This is a genomic window from Corynebacterium sp. H78, assembly GCF_037572275.1.
Lineage (GTDB): Bacteria > Actinomycetota > Actinomycetes > Mycobacteriales > Mycobacteriaceae > Corynebacterium.
Genome location: NZ_JBBHKX010000006.1, coordinates 83,910 through 109,734, shown reverse-complemented (window position 1 = coordinate 109,734; position 25,825 = coordinate 83,910). Strand labels below are relative to the sequence as shown.

General features: G+C 56.3%; 19 protein-coding genes. 6 read left to right on the top strand and 13 right to left on the bottom strand.

What is annotated here, in order from left to right:
- Window positions 1-25: 25 nt before the first annotated feature.
- From WG934_RS09970 to WG934_RS09950, 5 genes are all read right to left on the bottom strand, one after another.
- Complete coding sequence (locus tag WG934_RS09970; protein ID WP_339989946.1) at window positions 26-1,381, bottom strand: Na+/H+ antiporter family protein; 1,356 nt, start codon at window positions 1,379-1,381, stop codon at window positions 26-28.
- 117 nt (window positions 1,382-1,498) lie between these two features.
- The gene (locus tag WG934_RS09965) at window positions 1,499-1,864 is read right to left on the bottom strand and encodes a biotin/lipoyl-containing protein (protein ID WP_339980179.1); all 366 of its coding nucleotides are present in this window, start codon (window positions 1,862-1,864) and stop codon (window positions 1,499-1,501) included.
- A gap of 27 nt (window positions 1,865-1,891) precedes the next feature.
- On the bottom strand, window positions 1,892-2,143 hold the full coding sequence (locus WG934_RS09960) for a hypothetical protein (RefSeq protein WP_339980292.1): 252 nt from the start codon (window positions 2,141-2,143) through the stop codon (window positions 1,892-1,894).
- Between the two features lie 72 nt (window positions 2,144-2,215).
- Window positions 2,216-3,814 (bottom strand): acyl-CoA carboxylase subunit beta, encoded by a 1,599-nt coding sequence (locus tag WG934_RS09955; protein ID WP_339989945.1) that lies wholly within the window; start codon window positions 3,812-3,814, stop codon window positions 2,216-2,218.
- Between the two features lie 48 nt (window positions 3,815-3,862).
- Window positions 3,863-5,359 (bottom strand): methylmalonyl-CoA carboxytransferase subunit 5S, encoded by a 1,497-nt coding sequence (locus WG934_RS09950; RefSeq protein WP_339989944.1) that lies wholly within the window; start codon window positions 5,357-5,359, stop codon window positions 3,863-3,865.
- A gap of 330 nt (window positions 5,360-5,689) precedes the next feature.
- On the opposite strand from WG934_RS09950, the gene glgX reads away from it, so the two are divergent.
- Window positions 5,690-7,831 carry a glycogen debranching protein GlgX gene (glgX, locus tag WG934_RS09945; RefSeq protein ID WP_339980176.1) on the top strand — a complete coding sequence of 714 codons (2,142 nt, stop codon included), beginning with the start codon at window positions 5,690-5,692 and terminating at the stop codon, window positions 7,829-7,831.
- A gap of 110 nt (window positions 7,832-7,941) precedes the next feature.
- On the opposite strand, the gene WG934_RS09940 is transcribed toward glgX, so the two are convergent.
- Window positions 7,942-8,184, bottom strand: coding sequence for a HigA family addiction module antitoxin (locus tag WG934_RS09940; RefSeq protein ID WP_339989943.1), 243 nt, complete (start codon window positions 8,182-8,184; stop codon window positions 7,942-7,944).
- A 407-nt stretch (window positions 8,185-8,591) separates the two neighbouring features.
- Here WG934_RS09940 and WG934_RS09935 point away from each other — a divergent pair, with 407 nt between their 5' ends.
- The 4 genes from WG934_RS09935 to WG934_RS09920 all read left to right on the top strand — a co-directional run bounded on the left by WG934_RS09935 (window position 8,592) and on the right by WG934_RS09920 (window position 14,715).
- On the top strand, window positions 8,592-10,151 hold the full coding sequence (locus WG934_RS09935) for an exonuclease domain-containing protein (protein ID WP_339989942.1): 1,560 nt from the start codon (window positions 8,592-8,594) through the stop codon (window positions 10,149-10,151).
- A 182-nt stretch (window positions 10,152-10,333) separates the two neighbouring features.
- The gene (locus WG934_RS09930; protein WP_339989941.1) at window positions 10,334-10,999 is read left to right on the top strand and encodes a hypothetical protein; all 666 of its coding nucleotides are present in this window, start codon (window positions 10,334-10,336) and stop codon (window positions 10,997-10,999) included.
- A gap of 52 nt (window positions 11,000-11,051) precedes the next feature.
- Window positions 11,052-13,514 carry a malto-oligosyltrehalose synthase gene (treY, locus tag WG934_RS09925; RefSeq protein WP_339989940.1) on the top strand — a complete coding sequence of 821 codons (2,463 nt, stop codon included), beginning with the start codon at window positions 11,052-11,054 and terminating at the stop codon, window positions 13,512-13,514.
- On the top strand, window positions 13,507-14,715 hold the full coding sequence (locus tag WG934_RS09920) for a GTP pyrophosphokinase (protein ID WP_339989939.1): 1,209 nt from the start codon (window positions 13,507-13,509) through the stop codon (window positions 14,713-14,715). Before treY ends, WG934_RS09920 begins: the two co-directional genes overlap by 8 nt.
- Here WG934_RS09920 and WG934_RS09915 read toward each other — a convergent pair.
- From WG934_RS09915 to WG934_RS09900, 4 genes are all read right to left on the bottom strand, one after another.
- Complete coding sequence (locus WG934_RS09915; RefSeq protein ID WP_339980166.1) at window positions 14,636-15,019, bottom strand: RNA-binding S4 domain-containing protein; 384 nt, start codon at window positions 15,017-15,019, stop codon at window positions 14,636-14,638. The two genes, WG934_RS09920 and WG934_RS09915, sit on opposite strands and share 80 nt — an antisense overlap.
- A 58-nt stretch (window positions 15,020-15,077) precedes the next feature.
- On the bottom strand, window positions 15,078-15,314 hold the full coding sequence (locus tag WG934_RS09910; RefSeq protein WP_339980165.1) for a hypothetical protein: 237 nt from the start codon (window positions 15,312-15,314) through the stop codon (window positions 15,078-15,080).
- Window positions 15,315-15,402: 88 nt separating this feature from the next.
- Window positions 15,403-16,227, bottom strand: a complete 825-nt coding sequence (locus WG934_RS09905; protein WP_339989938.1) for a crotonase/enoyl-CoA hydratase family protein — start codon at window positions 16,225-16,227, stop codon at window positions 15,403-15,405.
- Between the two features lie 59 nt (window positions 16,228-16,286).
- Complete coding sequence (locus tag WG934_RS09900) at window positions 16,287-16,943, bottom strand: IMPACT family protein (protein ID WP_339989937.1); 657 nt, start codon at window positions 16,941-16,943, stop codon at window positions 16,287-16,289.
- A 63-nt stretch (window positions 16,944-17,006) separates the two neighbouring features.
- Between WG934_RS09900 and treZ the strand changes: the two genes are divergently transcribed.
- The gene (gene treZ / locus WG934_RS09895; protein ID WP_339989936.1) at window positions 17,007-18,920 is read left to right on the top strand and encodes a malto-oligosyltrehalose trehalohydrolase; all 1,914 of its coding nucleotides are present in this window, start codon (window positions 17,007-17,009) and stop codon (window positions 18,918-18,920) included.
- A 19-nt stretch (window positions 18,921-18,939) separates the two neighbouring features.
- Here treZ and WG934_RS09890 read toward each other — a convergent pair whose 3' ends face one another.
- From WG934_RS09890 to ilvA, 3 genes are all read right to left on the bottom strand, one after another.
- On the bottom strand, window positions 18,940-22,662 hold the full coding sequence (locus tag WG934_RS09890) for a hypothetical protein (protein ID WP_339989935.1): 3,723 nt from the start codon (window positions 22,660-22,662) through the stop codon (window positions 18,940-18,942).
- A 103-nt stretch (window positions 22,663-22,765) separates the two neighbouring features.
- The gene (locus WG934_RS09885; RefSeq protein ID WP_339989934.1) at window positions 22,766-24,385 is read right to left on the bottom strand and encodes an MFS transporter; all 1,620 of its coding nucleotides are present in this window, start codon (window positions 24,383-24,385) and stop codon (window positions 22,766-22,768) included.
- A 55-nt stretch (window positions 24,386-24,440) separates the two neighbouring features.
- The gene (ilvA, locus tag WG934_RS09880; protein WP_339980154.1) at window positions 24,441-25,736 is read right to left on the bottom strand and encodes a threonine ammonia-lyase IlvA; all 1,296 of its coding nucleotides are present in this window, start codon (window positions 25,734-25,736) and stop codon (window positions 24,441-24,443) included.
- Window positions 25,737-25,825: the final 89 nt, after the last annotated feature.

The window sequence follows — 25,825 nt, the reverse complement described above, 5'->3', positions numbered from 1 at the left end:
GTCAGAACCCGATTGTGCCTCGCGGTTAGAGAACCATGGCTGCAATCCAACCGGATACCAGCAACGGCAGGTTGTAGTGGATGAAGGTTGGAATCACGGAGTCGCGAATGTGGTCATGCTGGCCGTCTGCGTTCAAACCAGCCGTTGGTCCCAGAGTCGAGTCAGATGCTGGCGAACCGGCGTCACCAAGCGCACCTGCAGCACCGATAATGGCAACAGTGGCCGCCGGTGAAAAGCCCATCGTTGTACACAGTGGAACGTAGATGGTGGCGATGATAGGCAACGTTGAGAACGAAGAGCCAATACCCATCGTGACGATGAGGCCGACGACCAGCATCGCCGCTGCAGCAGCGCCCGTGTTGCCAGCGAACATGTCCGCAGAGGCGGTGACGAGATTTTCTACTTCGCCAGTTTCGCTCATCACTGCGGCGAAGCCCTGTGCCGTGATCATGATGAAGCCGATGAGTGCCATCATCTTCATACCTGCGGTGAATACATCGTCCGCTTCACGCCACTTCACGGCACCCGTAACCATAAAGATCGCCAGGCCTACCAGAGCACCGACGAGAAGCGAATCAGCTTCGAAGTCCATAGACTGCATGACGACCTGAACTGCGAAGGTTGCAATAATCGCAATCACTGCAACGATGACCCGGTACCGAGAAATTGGCTCATCTTCAGTGTCTTCTGCGCCAACAATAGGCAGATCTTCGTAGTCACGCGGCTTACGGTAGGAGAAGAATATCGCGATCAAAAGACCGGCGATCATGCCCATTGCAGGAATTGCCATGGTCGTGAAGACGTTGATGCCATTCGTATTCATGCCGGCCTTTTCAATATTGCCCAGCAGAATTTCGTTCAAGAAGATGTTGCCGAAGCCCAGTGGAATCCACATGTAGGTGGTGATCAAACCGAACGTCAACACGCTTGCTACCAGTCGGCGGTCAAGGCGTAGTCGGTTCATGATCTTCAACAGTGGAGGGATGATCAGCGGAATGAACGCGATGTGAACCGGGATCAGGTTTTGCGACATGATGGCCATCGCCAAAATGCCGGCAATCATGCCAAACTTGGTGAGAGCAATCGTGGCACTCTTCGCTGTCTCACTTTCAGTGCCCAGTTTCGAAATGATCCACTCTGCCAGCAAACGTGGAAGTCCGGAACTAGCCACTGCCATAGCAAAAGCGCCGAGCAAGGCGTAGCTCAGCGCGATTTTTGCGCCACCGGACAGGCCGTCCTGGAACGCAACCATGGTGCCATCGATGCCAAGCCCACCGGCAAGGCCACCCACAAGGGCACCAACAAAGAGTGAAATAACGACGTGGACCCTGCTCACTGCGAGGATCAGCATCACCAAAACGGCGAGAAGAACGGCATTCATAGTAAAAATTCTAAGTTATTACTTATGCCGTTATGAAACTCAACCGTTCTTCATCACCGCAAATGTGACGCAACAAGCAATGCTCTTTACCGACCAGGGCCCGTGGCCGTTGTTCGGTTACTCTACCGATACGAGTGGCTGTCCACCCTGCACCGATTCGCCGACCTCAACGTTGATGCTGCCAACGGTGCCGTCGTGAGGTGCAGTGATCTCGGTTTCCATCTTCATCGCTTCCAGGATGAGCAGAACCTCGCCGGAGGTAATCTGCTGCCCTTCCTCCACCAGAATGCGACTGACGGAGCCAGCGAGTGGCGCGACGACCGAGTTCGACGACACACCCGACAGCTTCGCAGTAGCTGGTTCGGAGGTGTTGGTGACGGTTGCACCGCCTCCCATCACGATGGTTGACAGGCGCTTCTGTTCTTCTTCAACTTCAACTTCGACGTCATAGGCAATGCCGTTGACGGTGACTTTCAACTTCATGGTTGTCCTCGATTCACACGGTGTTTGCTAGCGCAGTCGGAGCTGCTGAACTTGACGCCCCTGCATAGCCCAGGTGCGGTGACGGTTGTAGCGGATTGCCTTCACGGTGCCGCGGTTACCCAAGTACGCCGATACCGCCGCCGAAATAGCGATGACTGCTTCTTCCGGAATGTCGGCGTCGACGCGCTTTCGTAGCTCGACCAGCTCGGCTTCCGCCTTCTTCAGTCGCGCGGTCGCAGTGCTCAAGCTTTGCGACGTCGCATCCAAGCGACGCCCCATCTCGGCGACGAGTTCGCGGAGTTCGGCAACATCGCCGGCTCCAGCGCCGGTCATGTTTTCGGTGGTCATGGCTTACATCGGCCCCAATCCATGCTTCTTGCCTGGGCGTACAACGCGCTTGTTGGCCAGCACTTCTAGAGCATCTGCGATCTGCATACGCGTCTCTGCTGGATCAATGACATCGTCGACAAGTCCGCGGGAGGCGGCTACGTACGGCGTCGAGAATCGAGACTTGTATTCGGCAATGCGTTCATTACGAACCTTCGCCTGCTCTTCTTCCGAACCAGCTGCTGCGATGTCCTTGCGGAAGACAACGTTGACAGCACCTTCGGCACCCATCACTGCGATCTCAGCGGTTGGCCATGCAAAGACACGGTCGGCGCCCATGTCCTTCGAGCACATTGCGAGGTAGGCGCCACCGTATGCCTTACGCAGCACGATAGTGATCTTCTGCACTGTTGCAGCGGAGTATGCGTACAGCATCTTTGCGCCGTGGCGAATGATGCCGCCATGTTCCTGCGCGACGCCTGGCATGAAGCCCGGGACATCCACAAAAGTAACCAGCGGGATATTGAACGCGTTACAGAAACGAATGAACTTAGCGCCCTTGTCGGAAGCATTGATGTCGAGAACACCCGACATGACTGCTGGCTGGTTTGCAACGATGCCCACCGTACGACCGGCGATACGTCCGAAACCGACGACCAGGTTCTGTGCGAAACCTGCCTGAGACTCGAGGAAGTCTGCATTGTCCACGACGCGAGTAATGACGTCGCGGACGTCGTAGCCCTTCTTGCCGTCTACTGGCACGACATCGCGCAGCGAATTGTCCGGGGTCACATCCAATACCGGGTCCACGACTGGCGCTTCCTCAGTGTTGTTCTGTGGCAGGAAGCTCAGTAGTTTCTGGGCGATGAGAATTGCCTGCTCATCGTCGTCAGCAACGAAGTCAATGTTGCCGGCCTTCGCCATGTGCGCATCAGCTCCACCGAGCTGATCTGCGGTGACATCTTCGCCAGTGACAGCCTTGATCACGCCTGGGCCAGTGATGAACATCTGTGCCTTGCGCGTCTGAATGATGAAGTCAGTCAATGCTGGCGAGTACGCAGCACCACCAGCGCACGGGCCGGAGATAATGGAAATCTGCGGAACCAAGCCGGATAGCAGCACGTTGTTGTAGAACACCTGGCCGTAGCCGGACAGTGAGTCGATGCCTTCTTGAATTCGAGCTCCGCCGGAATCGTTGATGAACACGAATGGGGTGCCCGTATCTGCGGATGCCTTCATCATGGCCGCAACCTTCTTGGACTGTGCTTCGCCGGCAGAGCCACCCATCACGGTGAAGTCCTGCGATGCGATATGCAAAGGGCGACCGAGCACTGCGCCGGTACCCGTGACGACGCCATCAGCCGGGGCATCAGCCTTGTCCATGCCGAAGTCAGTCGTGCGGTGGGTGATGAACATTCCGGTTTCGTGGAACGTACCTTCATCCAAGAGTGCTACCAGGCGTTCGCGGGCGGTCATCTTGCCACGCTCGCGCTGCTTTTCCTGACGAGCTTCGCCACCACCAGCTGCGACGCGTGCGCGCTGCTCGTAGAGCACTTCGAGGCGTTCGTCCATAGAGGCGTCAGCAACAGCTGCAGGAGCGTTGTTAGAGGATTCGTTAGACATATAAATCAGCTCTTCACAATCTTTTACGTGTTGTAGTTCTGCCGTTGCTTAGGCCGGTTCGACCTGGACGGTTTGCGAGCGGCCACCCACGGTGACCTTGTACTTGATTGGCTCGCGGATAGCGTTCGCTGCGCCGGTCGCTTGATCCTGTTCGCGCTTCATCTGCTCGGCCGTCTTACCAACATTCTTTGGCCCTTCAGCACGCGACTCGAAGAAGCCCGGCGCGACAGATGGGAACAGTGCGTTGGTCAGGACGTCCTCGTCGGTGCCGTTGTAACCCGGGAGTGCAGCTGCCTGGGAAACCAAGTCATCCCACTCAGGATTAAGCAAGTCTGCTGGGCGGCACGTAACGGCTTCCTTCTTGGTCTGCTCCGCGGCTTGCTTAATCAGCTCTGGATTACGTTCGCCAGGGCATTCGCCGTAGTAGCCCAACATCAAGTCAGCGAACTCGGCAGTCATGACCTTGTAGCGCCCCATCAGGACGTTAAACACAGCCTGCGTGCCGACGATCTGTGAGCTCGGTGTGACCAGTGGCGGGTAGCCCGCATCCTTGCGGACGATTGGAACCTCGCGCATTACTTCTTCCACGCGGTCGCCAGCGCCCTGCGCCTTGAGCTGGTTCTCCATGTTCGACAACATGCCACCAGGAATCTGAGACATGAAGATGTCGGTGTTGACCAACGTCTTGGACTCAAACTCCGCGTACTTCGGGCGTACGGTGCGGAAGTGGTCACGAATGTTGATGAGGTTGTTCATGTCCAAGCCGGTGTCATAGCCGGTTCCTTCGAGCATCTCAACGAGAGACTCTGTTGGATTGTGGCCAGGCCCCAAGGAGAGCGACGAGATCGCGGTATCGACGACATCCGCTCCAGCTTCGATAGCCTTCATCAACGTGACCAAGGTGACACCCGTGGTCGAGTGGCAGTGCACATTGATCTGCGTGTCTTCGCCGTAGGTTTCCTTGATACCACGGACGATGTCGTATGCAGGCTGTGGCTTCAGCAACGCAGCCATATCCTTCAGCGCGATGGAATCCGCGCCCATGTCAAGCAAACGACCCGCAAGCTTGATGTATCCGTCGATGTCGTGCAATGGCGACGTCGTATAGCAGATCGTGCCTTGTGCATGCTTGCCCACGTTCTTCACTGCGGTCATCGCATGCTCGAGGTTGCGAGGGTCGTTCAACGCATCGAATACACGGAACACGTCCATGCCATTTTCCGCGGACTTCTCCACGAACTTATCGACGACCATGTCCTCGTAGTGGCGGTAGCCCAAGAGGTTCTGTCCACGCAGCAGCATTTGCAGGCGGCTATTTGGCATGAGTTCACGGAAGGTGCGTAGACGCTCCCATGGATCCTCATTCAGGAATCGAATGCAGGAGTCGAACGTTGCTCCGCCCCAGCACTCGACACTCCAGAAGCCTGCTTTGTCCATGTCTTCGCAGACATCGACCATGTCTTCCATTGCCATGCGCGTTGCCATTAAGCTCTGATGAGCATCACGCAAGGCGACTTCGGTTACTCCAATGGTTCGCTGACTCATAATTACGAATCTAAACCGGTTCAGTAAGTTTCGCGCGTCGACAACCACGAAACACAGCATGCGAGCGTTGAAGAAACACCGTTTGACACGATTGTCTCCCCCACAGTTCGGGTTAATTCGACGTACCTGCGGGCAATAACTGGTCGCCAACATTCACGACGGGAATCCACCGGCATGTCGAAAAGCTGATCGACGACGACGTCGACACGCGAAAACGACCGGCAGTGAATGCATTTCAACTGAGGTAGGCGCGCCAATTCGACATAATTTGATGAGTGTCTGATTGTTTAATTCCACCTATTCTCGCGCCTTAGCACTAAGGTATTCACCATGAATCAAGCTAATACTGTCGGCGGATACCAAGTCTGGCCAGGAGAACCGTATCCTTTGGGCTCGACATACGACGGTGCGGGCACGAATTTCGCTCTGTTTTCGGACATTGCAGAGAAGGTTGAACTTTGCCTTATTGACAAAGAAGGCACGGAAACCCGCATCCCGCTCGAAGAAGTAGATGCTCACATCTGGCACTGCTACCTGCCGGGAATCGTGCCGGGACAGCGCTACGCGTACCGAGTGCATGGCCCCTACGATCCGGCGCACGGTCACCGTTGCGACCCAAACAAGCTCCTCGTCGACCCATATGCCAAGGCATTTGACGGCGAGTTCGATGGCCACTCTTCGCTTTTCAGCTACGACTTGAATGACCCGTCGAAGCGCAACGAGGAAGACAGCCTTGGGCATACGATGACGTCGGTCGTCATTAACCCCTTCTTCGACTGGGCTGCAGATCGCTCCCCGCGCACTCCGTACAACGAAACAGTTATCTACGAGGCGCATGTCAAGGGCATGACCATGCAGCACCCGGATATTCCGGAGACGTTGCGTGGCACGTACGCAGGTTTGGCCCACCCGGCCATCATCAATTACCTGAAAGACTTGGGCGTTACTGCCATTGAGCTGATGCCAGTACATCAGTTCCTCCAGGACGATCGCCTTCGCGACCTGGGTTTGCGTAACTACTGGGGCTACAACACATTCGGCTTCCTGGCTCCGCACCAGGATTACGCAGCTTCATCCAAACCTGGTGGTGCCGTCAGCGAGTTCAAGGGAATGGTTCGCGCATTCCACGATGCCGGCATCGAAGTAATCCTCGACGTGGTGTATAACCACACCGCCGAGGGCAATCACATGGGTCCAACCATCTGCTTCCGTGGCATTGACAACGCGGCATACTACCGTCTTGTCGATGGCGATAAGCAGCACTACATGGACTACACCGGCACCGGTAACTCCCTGAACGTACGCCACCCACACTCGCTGCAGCTCATCATGGACTCGCTGCGCTACTGGGTCTCCGAAATGCATGTCGACGGCTTCCGCTTCGACCTCGCCTCCACCCTTGCCCGCGAGTTCCACGACGTCGACCGATTGGCTGCATTCTTCGACTTGGTTCAGCAGGACCCAATTGTCAGCCAGGTCAAGCTCATTGCCGAGCCGTGGGATGTCGGCGAAGGTGGCTACCAGGTCGGCAACTTCCCACCTCAGTGGACCGAGTGGAACGGTAAGTACCGCGACACCATCCGCGACTTCTGGCGTGGCGAACCATCAACCCTGGGCGAGTTCGCATCTCGAATCACCGGTTCCTCCGACTTGTACGCCAACAATGATCGACGCCCGACCGCATCGATCAACTTCGTTACCGCTCACGATGGCTTTACGCTGAACGACTTGGTCAGCTACAACGAGAAGCACAACTCAGCGAATGGTGAAGACAACCGCGATGGCGAATCACACAATCGCTCGTGGAACTGTGGTGTCGAAGGCTCTACCGACGACGAGCGCATTCTGCAACTCCGCGCACGTCAGCGCCGCAATTTCTTGACGACGTTGCTACTTTCGCAAGGAACGCCAATGTTGAGCCACGGCGACGAGATGGGACGCAGCCAGAAGGGTAATAACAACGTCTATTGCCAGGACAATCCTCTGGCATGGATCGACTGGAATCAGACCCGTACGAACTCTGAGTTGGTGGACTTCACTCGCTTCCTCATCGAGATGCGCGCCGATCATCCAGTGTTCCGTCGTCGTCGCTTCTTGCGTGGCGGACCTCTTGGCGCAGAGACAGACGATCGCGATATCACGTGGCTAACGTACAAGGGCCGCGTGATGACTCAGGAAGACTGGGGCTTCGACTTCGGTAAGTCACTAATGGTCTGGCTGAACGGCGAGGCTATCACGGAGCCGGACCTGCGTGGCCTGCGCATCAAGGACGATTCTTTCCTGATGTGTTTTAACGCCCACCACGAAGATATTCAGTTCCAGATTCCAGGTACCGAATACGCATCCAAGTGGGAAATCATTGTGGATACGTCTGAAATAACAGGACGCCCAGCCAAGGAGCGCATTGTCGAGCCTGAAGGCGAGCTTCGAGTGCCAGCCCGATCAGTCATTATCTTGATCGAAAAGCACTAACCAGAAGCGCAGTGCGCGAAGGCATGAGAAAAGCCCAACAACCACGATGGTTGTTGGGCTTTCTTGTTGGTGCCGACTCTTTACATTGTCCTACGAATCGACAACAGGGATTAGGCCGCGCTGCTATTGAAGTCGCGCTGGTAATTCATCCAGTACTCAGGGTCGGTGTCAAAATAGTTGGCCAGGCGCTGCGCAAGATCTTCGGTGACAGCGGTGTCACCGTTACGGAAACGCTCGAGCGTTGAGCTTGGCACTCCAATGCCTACTGCGAGGCGGTAGATGGACACCTTACGTGGCGTCAGAAACTCGTCATTGAGGATGGAACCAGGGTGTACAGGAATAGCACTGGTCAAGCGGATGCTCCTTATTTCCTTGATGTCCTAGGGGCAGTCGGTAGAAAACACAACAGGTTTACGTGGGTTTTGCATGTTTTCGATGCAGGTTATGCACGAATTCATGTTGCTTCCCACAGGTATTATTACCCAACAAACTGTCTCAGGGGGCCAAAACATGAGACGCGTGTCACATTTTTACGTGCTCCTCGCGCCCCTGCACGAGCTTCCGGTCACAGAACATTGTCCGCTCAGCGAAATATATTTCTGTTCCCATCATCTTTAGCAGGCGACTGAATTATAGGTAATGTCCGATCAAAAATCATACGGACGCCAATCGCGTGTCGAATGTGGTTTTCCACTTCCGCTTACTCCCCCAAAAGGGCGTGTCGATCAGCCAATCCGCACCGACCGCTACCCTGGTTTCCATGATGGTCGCCTTCCAGCTTTCCGGTTTCATCGTGCACGTTTCCGAATCATTCGTGACCGTTGATCGACGGGCTCGTATTCACAGCTCCGATAATGGCCCCGTCCGCGTTCCGCTTGACGACGTCGCGGTGGAAGCTCCATCCTTCATTTTCACTGCTCCAACAGCGCTTTTACCAGGATTCGTGAAGTTTGGACCTCACGCTCCAGCGATTCGCGTGACACCAGCTGCAGTGGACACCGCCAACCGACTTGTTGTGCTCGTGACGGCGGCAAAAGCTGGTGACTTTGCGGCTGAAGCACAAGCCCTCGTAGACACAGACACCCACGGCGTTGACGTGATCATCGATACCCCTGCCCCAATGTCTGCAGTTGCTCCCACACCAGAATTCACGCAGATTGCAGAATCTGGTGCGCTTCCGTTCATGTCTGAGCAAAAGGAAGACACATCAGGTTCAGCCGATCGTAGCTTGGAGGATTTCGTTGCGTTCGATGTCGAGACCGCAAACGCTGCGTTCGGCTCCGTGATCCAAATGGGTCTGGCCGTCGTAAAGAACGGTGTAATCGACAGCACGTACTCGTGGTTGTGTCGACCTCCTGCAGGATTGGAAGAGTTTTCGGAGGACAACATCGCAGTGCATGGCATCCAGCCAGCAGATGTTGCAGACCAACCTTCGTTTACCCAACGAGTGCAGGAGTTCACCGAAGTCGTTGGAACCATGCCCATCGTCGCGCATAACGCGAAGTTTGATTTCACTGCGATGTATGAAGGCTGCCAGGCTGCGGGCATCGAAGCCCCTGAGGTTAAGTTCGGCTGCACGTATAGGTGGGCTCGGCAAGCAGAGCTTGGATTGCAGAATTTGAAGCTGCCGACCTTAGCTGCCGCTGCTGGTTACGACTTGACCGAACACCACGATGCCACGGCGGATGCCATTGCCTGTGCTCATATCGCCACATGGCTGATGCACAAGCAGGACTCCACCAGCGTCCAAGAGTTGTCTGAAACTCTGAGTCTGAGTCTCGGCGAGATTAGTGGAGGCAAGCTGCGCCAGGTCAGGTATAAATCAGGCACCACTTCTGGAGTTGCTGGTCGTGGCGGGAATTGGAATCAAGGGGCTCGTCGGCAAGCAAAGTGGGATGCGGCGAAGACACCGACAACAATCCCCAAGCCGAATCCACATGCTGATCCCCAGGGATTGCTTTTCGGCCAGCGAGTGACGCTGACTGGAGACTTCGACCCGTTCGACAAAGGCCAGTTGTGGGAAAAGATCGCTGATGCGGGAGCGGACATTAATAAGGGAGTCACCAAGAAAACCACCATTCTTGTGGCCGGACCGTGGGATTCGGTGACATCAAAAGAAAGGCGTGCCCGAGAGCTGCAGGAGCAGGGACAGGATATCGAAATCTGGACAAAAGAGCAGCTCTTCGCTGCACTTGGGCTGGATGAAGCCGAGGCGCGCAAATCCCACGCTCAAGTCTTCGGAAGCGGCGCGTATGCACAAGGCTCATTCGATGACAATGCTGCAGCCGGCTTCCCTCTTGACGACGAACCACCGTTCTAAAACACCTCATCACGCGAATATGCGTGCTCTCGTGCCCCTCTGCGAAAACCTCGGGAACCAATGCCATTCCTGGAGCGTCAGTGTAAGTAAGGGAGGCTGTTGGTAGAGCCTCCTGCTGCACTAGGGCTGCAGTAGAACTGCTTCATCAAAATTGCATTGACTGAACGTGGGGGGACTTAGCAATGCTTCGACCAGTACCGGAATTGCGTCCGGCAGAGTGGTTACGTGATGCGCCATCAGATATAGATTGGCGCGACGTGGGGGCCGGGCTGATAGGTGTGGTCACTGGGCCAGGGTTTTCAATGGAAACAGCTGGGCAGGAATTGATCGACCGTCATACCTCAACGGGGCAACTGCATGTAGTCGCACGCCCCGCGGCAGCTGCAACGGGAGTACAAGCTACTCGGCTATTTACGGCTCGCCAGCAGGATGTGGTGCGTAAGGCCATAGGCCATTGCCCCGCTCGCCGCGACCTTGTGCATGGATTGGAACTGGGTAGCCCCGCGCACCATGTCACTGGTTGGCTTGCTGCTACGGCTGCGCTGTTAGAGCTGGATGGGCACTTGTGTCGGCTTTTTGGTGACACTCCGGTGTATTTTCCAGCATCAGTAGATTCGCTTTTGGTTTTTCCTCACAACGTCGACCTTCGACGTGGTTACGCATGGGCAGCACAGAGATGGAAACGCTCCGCCGAACGGGTATCGCCACTTGCTTTCGTGCGAGAGGGCGATCGACTAGCTCTATTCACTCCGGCGGGCAGCCGTCCGGACTATCGCGCCCACGTTGAGGCTTGCGCGCTCGCTACTGGCGAAGTTTTATATCCAACTTTCTGGGCGTACGCCCACTAAGGTGGAGGTGAACTAGTCGCACCTTGACAGAAAGGCGAGTGATCTCGTTTCCATGGATCGACGACCAATTACGTCCACCTACCGTGTTCAGCTGCGCGGTCCAAAGGCGGATCCAAACGGCCGCGCATTCACTTTCGCGGATGCCGAGAAACAGATCTCTTACCTTGCCGAGCTCGGTGTTTCCCACATTTACCTATCGCCAGTTCTCTCGTCGGTTCCCGAGTCAAACCATGGCTACGACGTCATCGATCCCACCACCATAAACCCTGAGTTGGGTGGCATGAAGGGACTGCAGTCGCTCGCTGCAACTGCGCACGAGGCTGGCATCGGCATCATCATCGATATCGTCCCTAACCACCTTGGTGTCGAGCAGCCAGAGCTCAATAAGTGGTGGTGGGATGTCCTTACATACGGACAAGATTCCGATTTCGAACCGTACTTCGATATCGATTGGCACGAGGACAACGGCGCTGACGGCAAAATGGGCCTGCCCGTTTTGGGCTCTGAGGACGACGTCGAAAAGCTTGAGGTTGATCTCAGCGGTGATGAGCCACTGCTCAAGTACTACGATCATGCGTTTCCGATCCGCCCTGGCACCGAGGAGGGTACGCCGCAAGAAGTGCATGCTCGCCAGTCGTACCGATTGATGTTCTGGCGCGATGGCATTATCGGTTACCGTCGATTCTTTAGTGTGAACGGGCTCGCGGGTATTCGCCAGGAAAACCCGGTTGTCTTCGAGCACACTCATCGGATCGTTCGCGAGCTCATCGCTGCCGATATCATCGATGGTGTCCGAGTTGACCATCCCGATGGTTTGTCGGATCCTTTCGGTTACTTGTCGCAGCTGCGTCGCTTGCTTGGCGACGACAAGTGGTTGGTCATCGAGAAGATTCTCGGTGCTACCGAGCCACTCGATCCTCGCTTGCAGGTGGATGGCACGACCGGCTACGACGCACTGCGTGAGTTCGACAACGTTTTCATGAACCGCGAATCACGCGACACTATGAGCATGCTTGCGCTACAGGAATCGGGCTCTACGTGGGACAAACAGGCAGTTAAGGCGACGGAACGAGAGCTGAAGCGAGAAATCGCAAAGAGCGAATTGACGGCGGAGGTACGTCGTCTAGCCCGCGCACTTCGCCGCGATAACTGGTCGACCTACGGTGGCAATGTCACCGAGGAAGAGTTGATGGACACCATCAGCGAGCTCGTCGCAGCTATGCCTGTCTATCGCTCGGACTATGTGTCGCTGTCTCGCGTGGCATCGTCGGTCATCCAGGAAATGGCCGCACGCTTCCCATCGCGTGTTTTTGCCCTGGACTTGATTGCCGCTGGGCTGATCGCACAGGGTGAAGCCGCCACTCGCTTTGCGCAGGTCTGTGGTGCTGTGATGGCAAAGGGAGTCGAAGACACGACGTTCTACAGGGCAAGCCGACTGGTCAGCTTGAACGAAGTCGGTGGCGATCCAAGCCGCTATGGTGTCTCAGCTGCCGAGTACCATCTCCTGCAGTCGGAGCGTGCCCGTCTATGGCCAGGAACGATGACGGCATTGTCCACGCACGACACCAAGCGAGGCGAAGATGTCCGTGCTCGCATTATCCAACTTTCGGATATCGCTGGTGACTGGGCCGAGAACATTCGCGATTGGAATGCCATTACCCCAGCTCCAGACGCTGCAACTGGCTATTTCTTGATCCAGAACATCGTTGGCGTATGGCCCGCAGATGGAGTTATCACGGACGAACTCCGCGACCGTCTCCACGCATACGCGCAAAAAGCAATGCGCGAGGCTAGTTCCATCACCACGTGGACCGAACCGGACGAGGAGATGGAACTCCGTGTAATGCGCTGGATCGACCGCCTCCTCGACGGCCCGCTCACCGACCGCATTACTGAATTTGTGCAGTCCATCGCTCCAGCAGGCATGACGACGAGTTGGTCGCGAAAGCTGCTTCAGCTCGTAGGACCAGGTATTCCTGACACCTACCAGGGCACGGAGTTCCTCGAAGACTCGTTGGTGGACCCAGACAATCGTCGTTTCGTAGATTACGATGCCCGTCGCGTAGCACTCGACCAGGTACGCCGAGGTGAGGTTCCAACTGCGGTGAGCTCCGCAGAGACTCCGGCGACATTGCCTGAAGGCTTTACTGCGGCAGATGCAAACATGGTCAAGCTGATGGTCACCCACCATGGTTTGGCTTTGCGTGCTGAACGACCTGACTCGTTCGTCGGTGGCACCTACCAGCCAGTTTTTGCCGAAGGTGTCGGCGAACGCTACCTGGTCGGTGCTGCACGTGGCCCACAGGGCGAAGACCAAGACATCATCGCTTTGGTTACCCGCCGTCCAATCGGTCTGGAGCGCGATGGAGGTTGGGGCGACACCACAGTAACTTTGCCTGATGGATTCTGGACAGACCGCTTCACTGGTCGCACCTGGTCAGGAACCGTCGTCGTTTCTAGCATGTTTGATACCTACCCTGTGGCTCTGCTCGTTGCAGAAGAAGTAGATGTCTAAGCAACAAGACCAACCAGCTCGTCCACAGACGAGAAAGAAGCGTCGCAAAATTAGCGAACGGATGCGCACGCTGCAGTCACAGTACGACTCGTGGCTAGCGGCGCACCCGACGGCTGCTGCTGACTTCGCAGACGGAATCAGTGAAATTCTCGCTGACTCCGGCCTCGCATTCGATCAGGTCACAGCGCGAGTGAAGACATGGCGCTCGCTTCGAATGAAAGCGATGCGTCGCCGCGACGATGGCTCGTTCGTTTACGCCGACCCGTGGGCCGATATTCATGATCTCGTCGGTGCTCGTATCACCACGTACCACTCTACCGAGATCCCCAGTGTGCTTGAAGTCCTGGCTGATGACCTCGACATCCTCCGCACAACGGACAAAACGTTAGAAACGCGAATCAGCGGGCAGCTAGGGTACGGCTCGCATCATTTGGTCTGCCGAATCGGCGAGAACGCGCCGAATATTCTCGAGCCTTATAAAGGTCTTGAATTCGAGATTCAAGTGCGCACGGTACTCCAACATGCGTGGGCAGAATTCGAGCACGATATTCGATACAAGTCAGCCGAGGGTGTAGTCGATCCACGCATCGACCGTGCTTTTGCTCTCGCAGCCGGTCTGATTGAACTTGCCGACCAACAGTTCGACCAGATCGCCTCCATCATTGACGAGCAAGAACAAGAAGCGGCATCTGCCCAAGACTCAGACAGCACGACGTCCGATGCAACAGGGAGAGACAGCTCTCCTAATCGTGCCGACGACATCGAAATCAATGCAGAAACTCTGCCGGGCGTGCTCACCCTGTTCCTGCCACGCATCCCTCGATCCAAGTCTGAACACTACGCATGGTTAGAAGACATCCTTGATGCCAATGGAGTCGACACCGTGGGAGAGTTGCGCAAACTGCTAGAGCCTCGTCGCGTAGACCAGGTGTCCAAAGCGATGCGCTATCGTTTCACCCCAGGTCACGCCCGAATTATCGACGATTGTCTCCTCGCCGAGTTCGGTGAAGATCACATCACGCAAACCCAGCACCTCGGTCTGCACCCAGAAGCGCGAGTGAAGCGAATGAAAGTGCGCCTCGCAATTTTGGACAAGGCCGGAGCCGTCAACGAAACAGGGGTTATCGACCGCGAAGTCGATCAATCTGCCGACGTTCCTTCTTTGTCGGACGCCCCGCTCCCCGATCTCGCATCGGAATAGACGCCAAGATTTCCCTTGGCGGCGGTGGCGGCGACTTATCGATGTAACACGTTTTCGCAATCGGTGCGCCAACTCGCTTGGCGATTGTCCGCGTGACCTCAACAATTGTTTCGCGGTGATTCGCCCACACACGAATCTCGTCGCCAGGCGCGACGATCGTCGCAGGCTTGACGGCGTTACCATTCAGCTTGACGTGACCACCCCGGCACGCCTCCGCAGCCTGAGAGCGCGTCTTGAGTAACCGCACTGCCCACAGCCAGGCGTCGATGCGGACTGGCTTATCGTCATCTAGATGCTGCGTCATGAACTACCTGCACCACATGGTTGCGCGGGCACATCTGCCACGCCAACCCGTGGGTGAACTACTGATTGTCCTTATGATTGACGATCTTTTGAACCTTCTGCCAGTTCACCAGACCGCCGATGATGCCAATACCAATGATCATGGCCATCAAGACAAAGCTCTGTGCCATCAAACCAATGGCCACACCGCCGATAATGCCACCGGTGCTCCACAACACTGCATTACGCGAGTGCTTACGAACCGCTTGTTTGCGCAGTTCAATCGGGTTTTGCTGATAAGGCTGCAGGTAACTCATGCTTTCATCTTATTCATCTTCAGCACATCGCGGAAAGCGTAGTGCACCTTGTTCGCTAATAGCGGAACGCCCAATAACCAGCAAACGACTACTTTCCAGAATAGAAACCCGGCCTCTTTTCCATGAATGCGTTCAGAGCTTCACGATGATCCTCAGTCGTGTGCGCCAACGCCTGCATTGCCGCCGACAACTCCAACAGGCTAGCCAAAGACTGATGCTGCGACTCGCGAAGCAACTTCTTTGCCATTCGCACTGCATGTGGAGGATTCTTTGCGACGCGACCCGCTAGCTTCTTCGCCGCATCGAGCAGTTCGTCCGGCTCGACGACCTCGTTAACCATGCCCCATTCTGCGGCCTTGTCCGCAGTAATTCGGTCGCCGGTCAGCGCCATTTCTGCCGCCCGCGCTGGGCCAATGGTCTTGGTCAACAGCCATGCGCCACCATCGCCAGGAATGATCCCGAGACCAACGAAGCTCTCTGCGAACCACGCCTTCGTTGATGCCACTCGCAGGTCACACATCAGTGACAAGTCACACCCGGCTCCGACCGCGGGACCGTTGACCGCAGCGATAACAGGAACTTGACAGTGGTACAACGCCATTGGGATGCGCTGGATGCCGTTGCGGTAGCCGTCGCGAAGTTCGTATGGGGTGCCACTGAACATGCCCGTCTTGTCAACCATGTCCTTGACATTGCCACCAGCAGAGAATGCGGACCCGGCGCCGGTGAGGATAACAGCGCGAACATCGTGGTCCATGTTGACCCGAGCGACGTTATCGACAATCGCGTCAATGACATCCGGTGCAGAAATCGGATTGCGACTATCCGCTCGATTGATAGTCCATGTCTCAATGTACCCCTCGCGGTCGACGAGAAGTGCTGGCTGCTGGGAAGAATCAGGCTGCTGTGTCATGCACTTAGAGTTACCAGTGATTAACTGACGACGCGGGTGTTTCTGCGATTTCGCCTAGGCTATCGCAGTGGCAGCTCGACCCAACGTGTCCCCGCCTTGGCTGACAAGAGCTCGCCGTGAGAGAGGGCCTGCAGGGCTCCATCGAGAAGCTCAGTTGTTCCCGGTTCAATTGCCACAGTATGAGTCACCTGTGCCGACCACGCGGTATCTACAACATCGAAGCCTCGATTGCGCAATTCCGACTCGACCCGCCCGGCGTCACCTGGATTGACCTCGATACTGCGCAGCTCGCGACGCACCCGTGTGTTCTTTGAAACCTTTGGCAAGCACCCAGATACTGCATCCGAATATGCTCGAACAAGTCCGCCTGTGCCGAGTTTGATCCCGCCGAAATACCTGACGACGACCGCCACGACATTCGTCATCCCCGACCCAAGGAGGACATCGAGCATTGGCCTGCCAGCTGTTCCGGAGGGTTCACCGTCGTCAGAGGAGCGTTCAACGCGATTCGAGCCCTCCACTTCATGAATGTATGCAGAACAATGATGGCGAGCATCTGAATACTCCGCGCGAGCGAGTGCGAGAATGTCGCGGGCTTCTTCTTCGGAGTCGGCACGCGTGATCCACGTGATGAATCGAGATCGTTTGATTTCGTATTCATCAGTAGCGATTTCGCCTGGCGAGGGCACAATCAGGGGCGCGCTGGGATCAGACATGTCTCCTATTGTTCCCTATTCCCTCCTTGTGTAATCCAACAGAGTCGCTATTAGGCCTTTACCATGGAAAACATGAGTAACTATCGAGTCTGGGCACCATACGCAACTGAAGTTGAACTCCTCCTTGGCGATCCGGAAGCACCACAGGTCTTTCCAATGCTTCCGGATAGCGCTCTTGAGGGATGGTTCGAAGCGGACGTAGCACGGGCACCTGGCGATCGATACGCATTTCAAATGCGGGCACATTCGGGCTACGGCGCTTCCGAAGACGACACTCCAGAGAACCCGAGCGACTGGACTATCCCGCTTCCGGATCCGCGTTCACAGTCGCAACCGGACGGCCCACATGGCTTTTCCGAGATTGTCGACCTTTCCGATTACGCCTGGAAAGACGCACAGTGGACCGGCCGGATCCTGCCAGGTGGTGTGATTTACGAACTGCACGTCGGCACATTTTCCGAGTCTGGCGACTTCGAAGGCCTGGTTGAACACCTGGATCACCTTATTTCCCTCGGCGTTACCCATATTGAGCTCATGCCCGTGCAGCCATTCGGAGGCGATCGCAACTGGGGTTACGACGGTGTCAGCTGGCACGCAGTCCACGAAGGTTACGGTGGCCCGCGCGGCCTCCAAAAGCTCGTTGATACGTGCCACAACAAGGGCCTAGCAGTCATTATGGACGTAGTGTTCAACCACTTTGGTCCCGATGGAAACTACGTTGGGTTCTTCGGCCCGTACACCTCTGGTGGTTCAACCGGCTGGGGTGAAGTCGTCAATCTGATGGGCGATCACTCCGATGAGATTCGCGCTTATATTCTGGATGCGATTCGTCAGTGGTTCGTTGATTACCACATTGACGGCCTGCGCCTCGATGCGGTTCATGCACTTCACGACGAAGGCGCGTTCCACATCCTCGAACAAATGCAGGTTGTCGCCGAGTCCGTTTCCGCTGAAACGGGCATTCCTCGTTCACTCATCGCTGAGTCCGATCAGAATGATCCAAAGATTGTGCGACCTCGTGCCGCGGGTGGATTCGGACTTGCAGCACAGTGGGATGACGATGTTCACCACGCAATTCATACGCTCGTCTCCGGCGAAGAGCACTCTTACTACGGCGATTTCGGCACTGTCGATGTTCTCGCACAGACATTGAACGAAGCGTTTTTCCACCTGAACCGTATGTCCACATTCCGAGGTCGTACCCATGGCCGTGGCTTCAACCTCGATGTCCAGCCACTGAGCTCCTTCGTCACGTATACGACGACGCATGACCAGACCGGCAATCGCGCTACGGGCGACCGCCCATCGATGAATCTCACTCCTGCTCAGCAAGCGTTGAAACTCGCAGTCGTCGCCGCGTCCCCGTTTACTCCGATGCTCTTCCAGGGCGAAGAGTGGGGCGCATCGACTCCATTTGCCTTCTTCTGCTCGCACGAAAATCCAGAACTGCAGCGACTAACCCGAGAAGGTCGACTCCGTGAGTTCGCTCGGGCAGGCTGGGATCCAGACGAAGTCGCCGACCCGATCGCCATCGACACGTTCACCAACTCCAAGTTGAACTGGTCGGAACTGGATTCTGCTCCACACGCAGAAATTCTGTCTGCCTACCAAGAACTGCTTGCTCTTCGCCGATCCCTCCCACAGCTTCGCAGCCCCTGGGCAGTGTCCGTGGCAACAGAAACCGACGCTGACGGACGGTGGCTCAAGCTCACCCGCACAAACACGGCTGCGGGAGCATTCTCAACGACAACACCATCTCCTGTCATGCTTGTGGCCAACTTCTCGGACGAGGAAGTCACAGTCCCGCTGTCACCGCAAAACTCCCACGTAATGTATGACGCAGCAGTCGCCCGTTTCGGCGACACCACCCACGGCTCGCCAACTGTACTCAGCACGTTCCCCTCTGCGGCGGCAACACTTGACGACGGCGTCGTCACGCTTCCTGCATGGGGATACGCGCTGGTCGGAGAAAAGTAGCTCTACCGCTGGTGACTAATTAGTCGCTAGCGTCTGCAGAGCCACCGAGGATTGCGTCAGCCAGTGCCTCATCGGCGCTGGCTTCGGCTGCACTCGCCTCGTCACCGTTGGTATCCGAACTTGTTTCCGTGGCGGGATCGTCGTCATCGGTAGCTGCGACTTCAATCGGCAGGGTACGGTCGCCGTGCAGAGCGAAAGTCACCAACGCATCGGCGATGAGAAGGTCACTCATGACGAGCGTTGGCACCAGATCCGCGAGCTGCGCCCACAGTGGCAGGAGCTCAGCCAAAACGGAGTCATCGACATCAGGGTTCTCTGCCTTCGCCCTCGCCAACGCTCGAGCTGCAACGGCAATGAGCAGTGAGGTTCCAGGCACAAGAGTCCAGTGCAACGACGGCTCATAGGCATCGATGCCGTCAAGCTTGTGGAAGCGCACGTTCACGGCTTTCCTCAGCTTTGGCGAGGTGCGAGAGACAATCTGGAAGAGTTTGCGGGACGCAGCAGCCAAACCAGTCATGATGCCCGAATCCACAATCTCATTGCGATGCTGCACCACTTCGTAAATGGCGGTGAAGCGAGCATCGTCGTCAGTAAGTGGACCCGGAACCATCCGGTGCACATCGAAGAACTGCCCCAGAATCGCGTTTGCCTGTGCTTCGGGCAATGCCGTGATCTGGACGGATGACTGGTCAATGCAGGCGGACTCCAAAGTCGCATCCTGACCTGTAGCCATCGCACGCAGCAGCGCTTCACCACCGGTAGCGCGAAGATACTCAAGCTGTTCGCTGTGTGTAACCGCATCATCGGTGACGACATCACTCATCGCAGCCAGTGCGCCCAGCCATGGCACGCGACGACGACCTGGAGTCGGTTCCGACATGGAAAAATCACGCAGCACGAGGCCGGAAGAAATGAGCATGCCCGGTTGATCGTCAAGCTTGATAGACGTCGAATTCAGCGCCGACAGATTCTTTCGTGGCACCGCCGTCAGCACAGTCCGCAGATTGTCTGGCGTTAACTCGTCGTTTGCCTGCGCCATCATCGTGCCACTACCCGACCGCATGGCAGCGAACAACGACCACAATTGAGCCAACTGGTCAACCTTCAAGTCACCAACGACATCGGCAAGGCTGGAACTCGCCTCCTCGCCCTCCACTTCCGGCAGAATGACCGATTCTAGTGCTGGCCACACCGGGCGACGATCCTTCTCGACGCCGAAGGTCACCTGCACCACAAACGGGCCATGTGGCAGCAGTTCCTCTGGCAATTCGCACTCACTATCGATGACGCGCAAACCAACTGGCTTCAGCCACGGTGCTCGGGCACACCACACCCACAGTGTCATTGGCACATGTGCAACCGATGCGCTGTGCTCAACCTCGATAATTCCTGGTGCATCCTCTGCCCAGGCAATAGACTGCACTGGATCAACCTGGGGAGCTGACACCAACGGAACGGACAACCGGCGACGACCCGTCACTCGCGTCCAGTCCAAGTTGACTGAGACCGACTTCAGCAGCGCAATACGATCAGCATAAGACCCAAAGTCCGCGACACCTTCGTCGCCATTACGAGAAATCGGTACTCGACAAATGTCACGCTCACCGGACGCAACAGCTAGGTGCGCATGGCGCAACTCGCCGGGTGCCATGACCTTGAAGCGACCGTGAACATCGAGTCGTCCCGGGCGAGTCAACAGGGTGAACTTACGTCGCGCTACAGTTTCGTCGGACAGGGGAACCTCAAACTCGAGGAATCCTGGCTTCACCAATAGTTCTAGCCAAGCGCCCTCTTCGGTGGAAAGTTCTATGGTGCCCTTCGTTTCATCTTCACCAAGACGCAACACTGCTGGGTCGGCTTCCAACGGCTTCTCGCCGGAAACAACCCGCACTTCAGCAGGGCTCAAACCTTCTTCAGTTGGGATACGGAACCCATCGCCACCATTGCGGTACGTGACCGACAGCTCGGCTTGCTCCGCGACAGCAAAGTGCTTCTGGAAGCTCCGTCCGCGTGGGTTCGTCAAGCGTACGACGAACTCACCGAGCCATGGGTAATCATCGTCAGTCAGAATGTCGACGTTGCCGCCAGCTGCAGGGATTTCAAGGTCGTAGACCATGATCATTTCTTCAGCGAAATTGCCATAGCCCGAGAATTCAGCAATCTGCGCTCGCCATGTCTCCGCATTTCCAGACAACGTCGGCGGGAACACTGCCACCGGCCCACCTGCATAGACGGGCGTGCCAAATTGCGTAACCGCTCCATCGAGACGCGCGTGTGGCAATGTCAGCTGCGGTCGACGCACCGGAGAGGCAGAACGCACTTCGCCAGCGATACCACCGCGACGAATCTGGACTGCATGCACATCACGTAAATCAACTTCCGCGACTTGCCACAACTGCCATTCAGCAGGACGTGGCTCTGTGAGCAGTGGAATATCCTCACCAGTAACCGGATCCACCAGACGAGCATCGTTAGGGTAAACAACCGTCACGGCATCCGAATGAAGCGACACTTTATCTGTGATCGACTGCCCATCCGCACCGAAAATCAGCACCGGGTCATCCGTATCAATAGCGGGTACCCGCCAATGCTGATCTTCGCCCAGCTCAACCAGCACCGAACGCACTGGTTCAGTTACCGGCACGACAGGGCGTGACGACGAATCTTCCAAACCAACAGCCTGCTTCGACACAACGGTGCCACCATAGGTAACAAGCCAGTCGCGATTCGCGGGCGCTGCAGGAGTTGGCAGCTGGATGCCGATGCGCTGCGTGATCTCGTCGAAGTACAACTGTGGCCGGCCAGTGGTAGCTACAACGCCAACCGCGGTTCGTCGTGACTGCGTACCCACTGGACGCAATCGCAATTCTTCGCGAGCTGCATCGAGCAAAATTGGTGGGATACCTGTGGTGTCAGGTCCGAGATCATCGCGTGATTCCCAGTTCGCAGGATCCGCTGCCGTTGCCATCGCATAGCCAAGCGTTGCGTTAACCAGAGCGACCGCCGTTTTCGGCGCAGACTGAGCCAACAGCCGCAGCGCCCGTGGCACATCACCACCCGCATCCGTTCCGAACCCGCTCACCATCGCTTCCACCGAGTTCTTGACGGTGGCCAGCGTCTGCACGACATCGCTTGGCGACGGATCAGTTATGTCACCAAGCCCTGCTTCGTCTTCTAGACGCTCGATAAGCAGCGGCATGACCGACTGCTGCATGCCAGCGTGGAGCAATGCCAATCGAGCGGAATCCTCCGAGGTTCCTGCCTCAGCTGCGGCACCGTCGAGAACTGCGACGTCGACAAGCCCGAAGTCCGTAACGAACTCTGGGAGCTTTTCGATGAGGTGCTCCACCACAGCCTTAGTCTCATCGGCGCGTGGATCGAGCTGCATACCTGCCGGCCAATCGAGCCAGATGTCCTGAGGACCAGCAATACGAGCAGCGCGACCAACAACCGAAGCGAACACTACGGCTGGGAAAGAATCTATAACGCTCTTTGCTTCCTCGACGGCGGAGTCTGCCAAATGATGGGCAAGCAAAGTGCCAAGGAAGGTATCGATCCGCTCAACCTCATCCATGCGTAGTCCTGACCACGCAAGTAGAGCATCCAGATCAGATTCCGTGGCTGATGCGACCAACGATTGCATTCGTTCGCGCATCTCGCTGTCAGCAGCCTGAAGCCACAATCCAACCATGGTGGCATCGTTCAATCGCTGCGAACTACGTTTTTGCGACACGTCGGCCATAACTGGTTTGCCATCTCCCCTAGTAAACGGAACTTTTTGCCTTGCAACCGCCACGAGCTCTAAGGGCAGTTTGTCATCCGATTTTCCATCCTAGACGGTATGCCTAATGACGCTCTGCTTCGGCCATCTCGTGCACGCCGAGATTCGGCAGCACCAGGCGCACACCAACTGCCGCGACCACGCATAATGCGGCAGCAACGGCTGCCGTCACGCCCATTCCTGTGACGAAGGCATCATTCGCTGCGGAGACAACCTGGGTTGCTGCTTCCGGGGTCAGCGACTCAGCAAAAGCATGAGCATTATTCACATTGCTGGAAATCGCGCTGAGCTCGCTGGCATCCACACCAAAGTCATGCTTCACCACGTTAAAGCTGTACACCGAAATCAAGACAGCACCTAGCACAGCTGCACCAAAGGCCGCGCCGAGCTCGTAGCCAGTTTCAGACAATGCTGATGCTGCTCCTGATTGTTCAGGGGGCGCTGCGCCCAAAATGATGGTGTTGGTTACCGGATCCAGCATGCCCACGCCAGCTCCAATAATCATGAATGAGGCGCCAAACCACCAGTTCACCAGCGGCCCGCTAGAAATAGCTTCACATTGACCGAAGGCCTCTATGACGTGCATGCTGAGGCCAAAAGCTGTTAGCAAAAGGGCAATCACCAGCAAGCGGCGTGCAGGAACGTGGCTGACCAACTCACCGGTTACCACGGTGAAGACCATCGACACGATCATTCCTGGCATCAGTAATAAACCTGCATGCACTGGGCTGAGTTCCAGAACTACTTGGAGATACTGCGTGAGATAGAACATCACGCCCACAAGTAAAAACGAGCTCACCAAATTGACGATGACTGCAGTCGAGTACGCGGAGCTGCGCAACAGGCGGACGTCGACTAGCGGAAACTGCGTGTTATTAAGATGTGCGACAAATAGCACCCCGAGGCCAATTGCCACAACTAGCAAACCAAGCGAAACCCACAGTGCCAACCCTGCAGTCACTGCTTTCAACGCTCCGACGAGCCCGAAGAGCGAGGTGATCGAGAGAACCGCACCAACAACATCGAAACGACCCGGCGCGCGAGATACGGATTCAGGAATGATGAACACGCCGCCGATGAAAATGATCGCTGCCACCGGAACATTGATGAGAAAGACTGAACCCCAGTGAAAATGTTCTAGCAACCAGCCACCGAGCACCGGGCCGATGATAGCGCCAAGTGAATAGCAGGAAATCCATGCAGCAATCGCGCGCGACAGTTCCTTTGGCTCTGTGAACATCGCCTTGATAATCGACAATGTCGACGGCATCAATGTTGCACCAAAAATGCCCTGTAAAGCGCGCGCAATGATGAGCATGAGTGATGAAGTCGCCATAGCCGCGATGGCGCTGGCCACCGCGAAACCAGCAATACCGATGAGCAACAATTTCCGGCGACCAATACGGTCGCCAAGTGTGCCCATCGTGATCAATAGCGATGCCAACGCGAACGCATAGATATCAATGATCCACAGCAACTGAGTACCGCTAGGTTGCAGATCCCGAGAAATCGCCGGGAGCGCAAAATTCAGGACCGTCATGTCGACCGCGAGGATGACGATTCCGCATGCCAACACTGCCAAGGCCCACCAACGGTGTGGATGCGGTGCCTGAACTGACTGAGTAGATCCGCCTTCTACACCTTGAGCAGCTGACTCTTGCGCCGACGAGAAACTTGCAGACATGCACTCACTTTCCTGCGCTTCACGACACGCCACCACCCAAGGTGACTACGGTTTCCTACGTAAGGAAATCGTACTCCGGAGTACCCGGAACGAGGCGACGGCAGTCGAGTGGCGATGATTTCATTCGTTCAAGCAGAGCGTTGAGATCCGAAGCACGACGCAACTCGATACCAACAAGGGCAGCGCCGGTCTCGCGGTTATTGCGCTTGAGGTATTCGAACTGGGAAATGTCATCATCTGGACCTAGGACATCCGACAAGAACATTCGGAGCTGTCCTGGCTTTTGCGGGAAATTCACCAAGAAGTAATGCTTCAAACCACGGTAGACAAGGGAGCGTTCCATGATCTCCGCATAACGCAGAACATCATTGTTGCCACCAGAGATGATGCACACCACGACTTCGTCTTTCGCGAAGTTGAGTTGTTCGAGAGCAGCTACTGACAATGCACCCGCAGGTTCCGCAATGATGCCTTCGTCCTGGTACAAGTCCAGGAGTGCTTCACAGACAGCACCTTCTGGCGCAATAAGTGGATGAATCCGGCTCCTATTTGCCTCAATGATGTGGAACGGTAGATCTCCAAGACGCTTGACTGCAGCGCCGTCGACAAATGGATCCACAGTTGGCAGTGTCACTGGCTCATTCGCGTCCAGAGCTGCCTGCATGCATGGTGCGCCCTGCGGCTCGACCGCGATGACAGCAGTGTGTGGGGACATATCTGCGAAGTAGCTGACGACGCCCGACAGCAATCCTCCACCGCCGACTGGGACGCACACGGTATCCGGAGTCAGCCCCTGAGCCGAAAGCTGGGCCACTACTTCCGCAGCAACAGTGCCTTGGCCGACGATGGTATTGAACGAGTCGAAAGGCTCAACCATCGTTGCGCCTGACTTCTGTGCATCCGCACGAGCAGCAGCTGCTGCTTCATCAAAGCTGTCACCAGTAACGATGATTTCTACCGCATCCCGTCCGTGGTACGCGATGCGATCGCGCTTCTGCTTTGGCGTCTGGCTCGGCACGAAAATGCGCCCTTTGACCCCGAGTGTACGACACGCATATGCAACGCCCTGGGCATGATTGCCTGCCGACGCGGCAACGACACCCGCTGCGCGCTCCTCTTCGGAAAGCTGCACCATCGCGTTGTACGCGCCACGGATCTTGTACGAGCGCACGTCCTGCAAATCTTCGCGCTTGAGAAATACCTTCGCGCCGGTCTTTTCCGACAGCCGAGCACAGTACTGCAGAGGTGTTGCCGCAATGACTGCCGAAATTCGAGCCTGAGCGACCTGAATATCAGCCGCGTGGACGAGGCGGCGGGCAGTATCTGTGGAGGGAGCGGCAAAGTCGGTCATGTTGATTTACATTACCGCCACCAACCCAAACAATGACATTGGGACGGCAACTCCCCCTCAGCTACGGCGCATAACCGCGCCGTCATCCC

Excerpts from the sequence above, each read along its gene's own strand:
- WG934_RS09970 (WP_339989946.1), bottom strand. The coding sequence starts at position 1,381 with ATGAATGCCGTTCTTCTCGCCGTTTTGGTGATGCTGATCCTCGCAGTG.
- WG934_RS09965 (WP_339980179.1), bottom strand. The coding sequence starts at position 1,864 with ATGAAGTTGAAAGTCACCGTCAACGGCATTGCCTATGACGTCGAAGTT.
- WG934_RS09960 (WP_339980292.1), bottom strand. The coding sequence starts at position 2,143 with ATGGGGCGTCGCTTGGATGCGACGTCGCAAAGCTTGAGCACTGCGACC.
- WG934_RS09955 (WP_339989945.1), bottom strand. The coding sequence starts at position 3,814 with ATGTCTAACGAATCCTCTAACAACGCTCCTGCAGCTGTTGCTGACGCC.
- WG934_RS09950 (WP_339989944.1), bottom strand. The coding sequence starts at position 5,359 with ATGAGTCAGCGAACCATTGGAGTAACCGAAGTCGCCTTGCGTGATGCT.
- glgX (WP_339980176.1), top strand. The coding sequence starts at position 5,690 with ATGAATCAAGCTAATACTGTCGGCGGATACCAAGTCTGGCCAGGAGAA.
- WG934_RS09935 (WP_339989942.1), top strand. The coding sequence starts at position 8,592 with ATGATGGTCGCCTTCCAGCTTTCCGGTTTCATCGTGCACGTTTCCGAA.
- WG934_RS09930 (WP_339989941.1), top strand. The coding sequence starts at position 10,334 with ATGCTTCGACCAGTACCGGAATTGCGTCCGGCAGAGTGGTTACGTGAT.
- treY (WP_339989940.1), top strand. The coding sequence starts at position 11,052 with ATGGATCGACGACCAATTACGTCCACCTACCGTGTTCAGCTGCGCGGT.
- WG934_RS09920 (WP_339989939.1), top strand. The coding sequence starts at position 13,507 with ATGTCTAAGCAACAAGACCAACCAGCTCGTCCACAGACGAGAAAGAAG.
- WG934_RS09915 (WP_339980166.1), bottom strand. The coding sequence starts at position 15,019 with ATGACGCAGCATCTAGATGACGATAAGCCAGTCCGCATCGACGCCTGG.
- WG934_RS09910 (WP_339980165.1), bottom strand. The coding sequence starts at position 15,314 with ATGAGTTACCTGCAGCCTTATCAGCAAAACCCGATTGAACTGCGCAAA.
- WG934_RS09905 (WP_339989938.1), bottom strand. The coding sequence starts at position 16,227 with ATGACACAGCAGCCTGATTCTTCCCAGCAGCCAGCACTTCTCGTCGAC.
- WG934_RS09900 (WP_339989937.1), bottom strand. The coding sequence starts at position 16,943 with ATGTCTGATCCCAGCGCGCCCCTGATTGTGCCCTCGCCAGGCGAAATC.
- treZ (WP_339989936.1), top strand. The coding sequence starts at position 17,007 with ATGGAAAACATGAGTAACTATCGAGTCTGGGCACCATACGCAACTGAA.
- WG934_RS09890 (WP_339989935.1), bottom strand. The coding sequence starts at position 22,662 with ATGGCCGACGTGTCGCAAAAACGTAGTTCGCAGCGATTGAACGATGCC.
- WG934_RS09885 (WP_339989934.1), bottom strand. The coding sequence starts at position 24,385 with ATGTCTGCAAGTTTCTCGTCGGCGCAAGAGTCAGCTGCTCAAGGTGTA.
- ilvA (WP_339980154.1), bottom strand. The coding sequence starts at position 25,736 with ATGACCGACTTTGCCGCTCCCTCCACAGATACTGCCCGCCGCCTCGTC.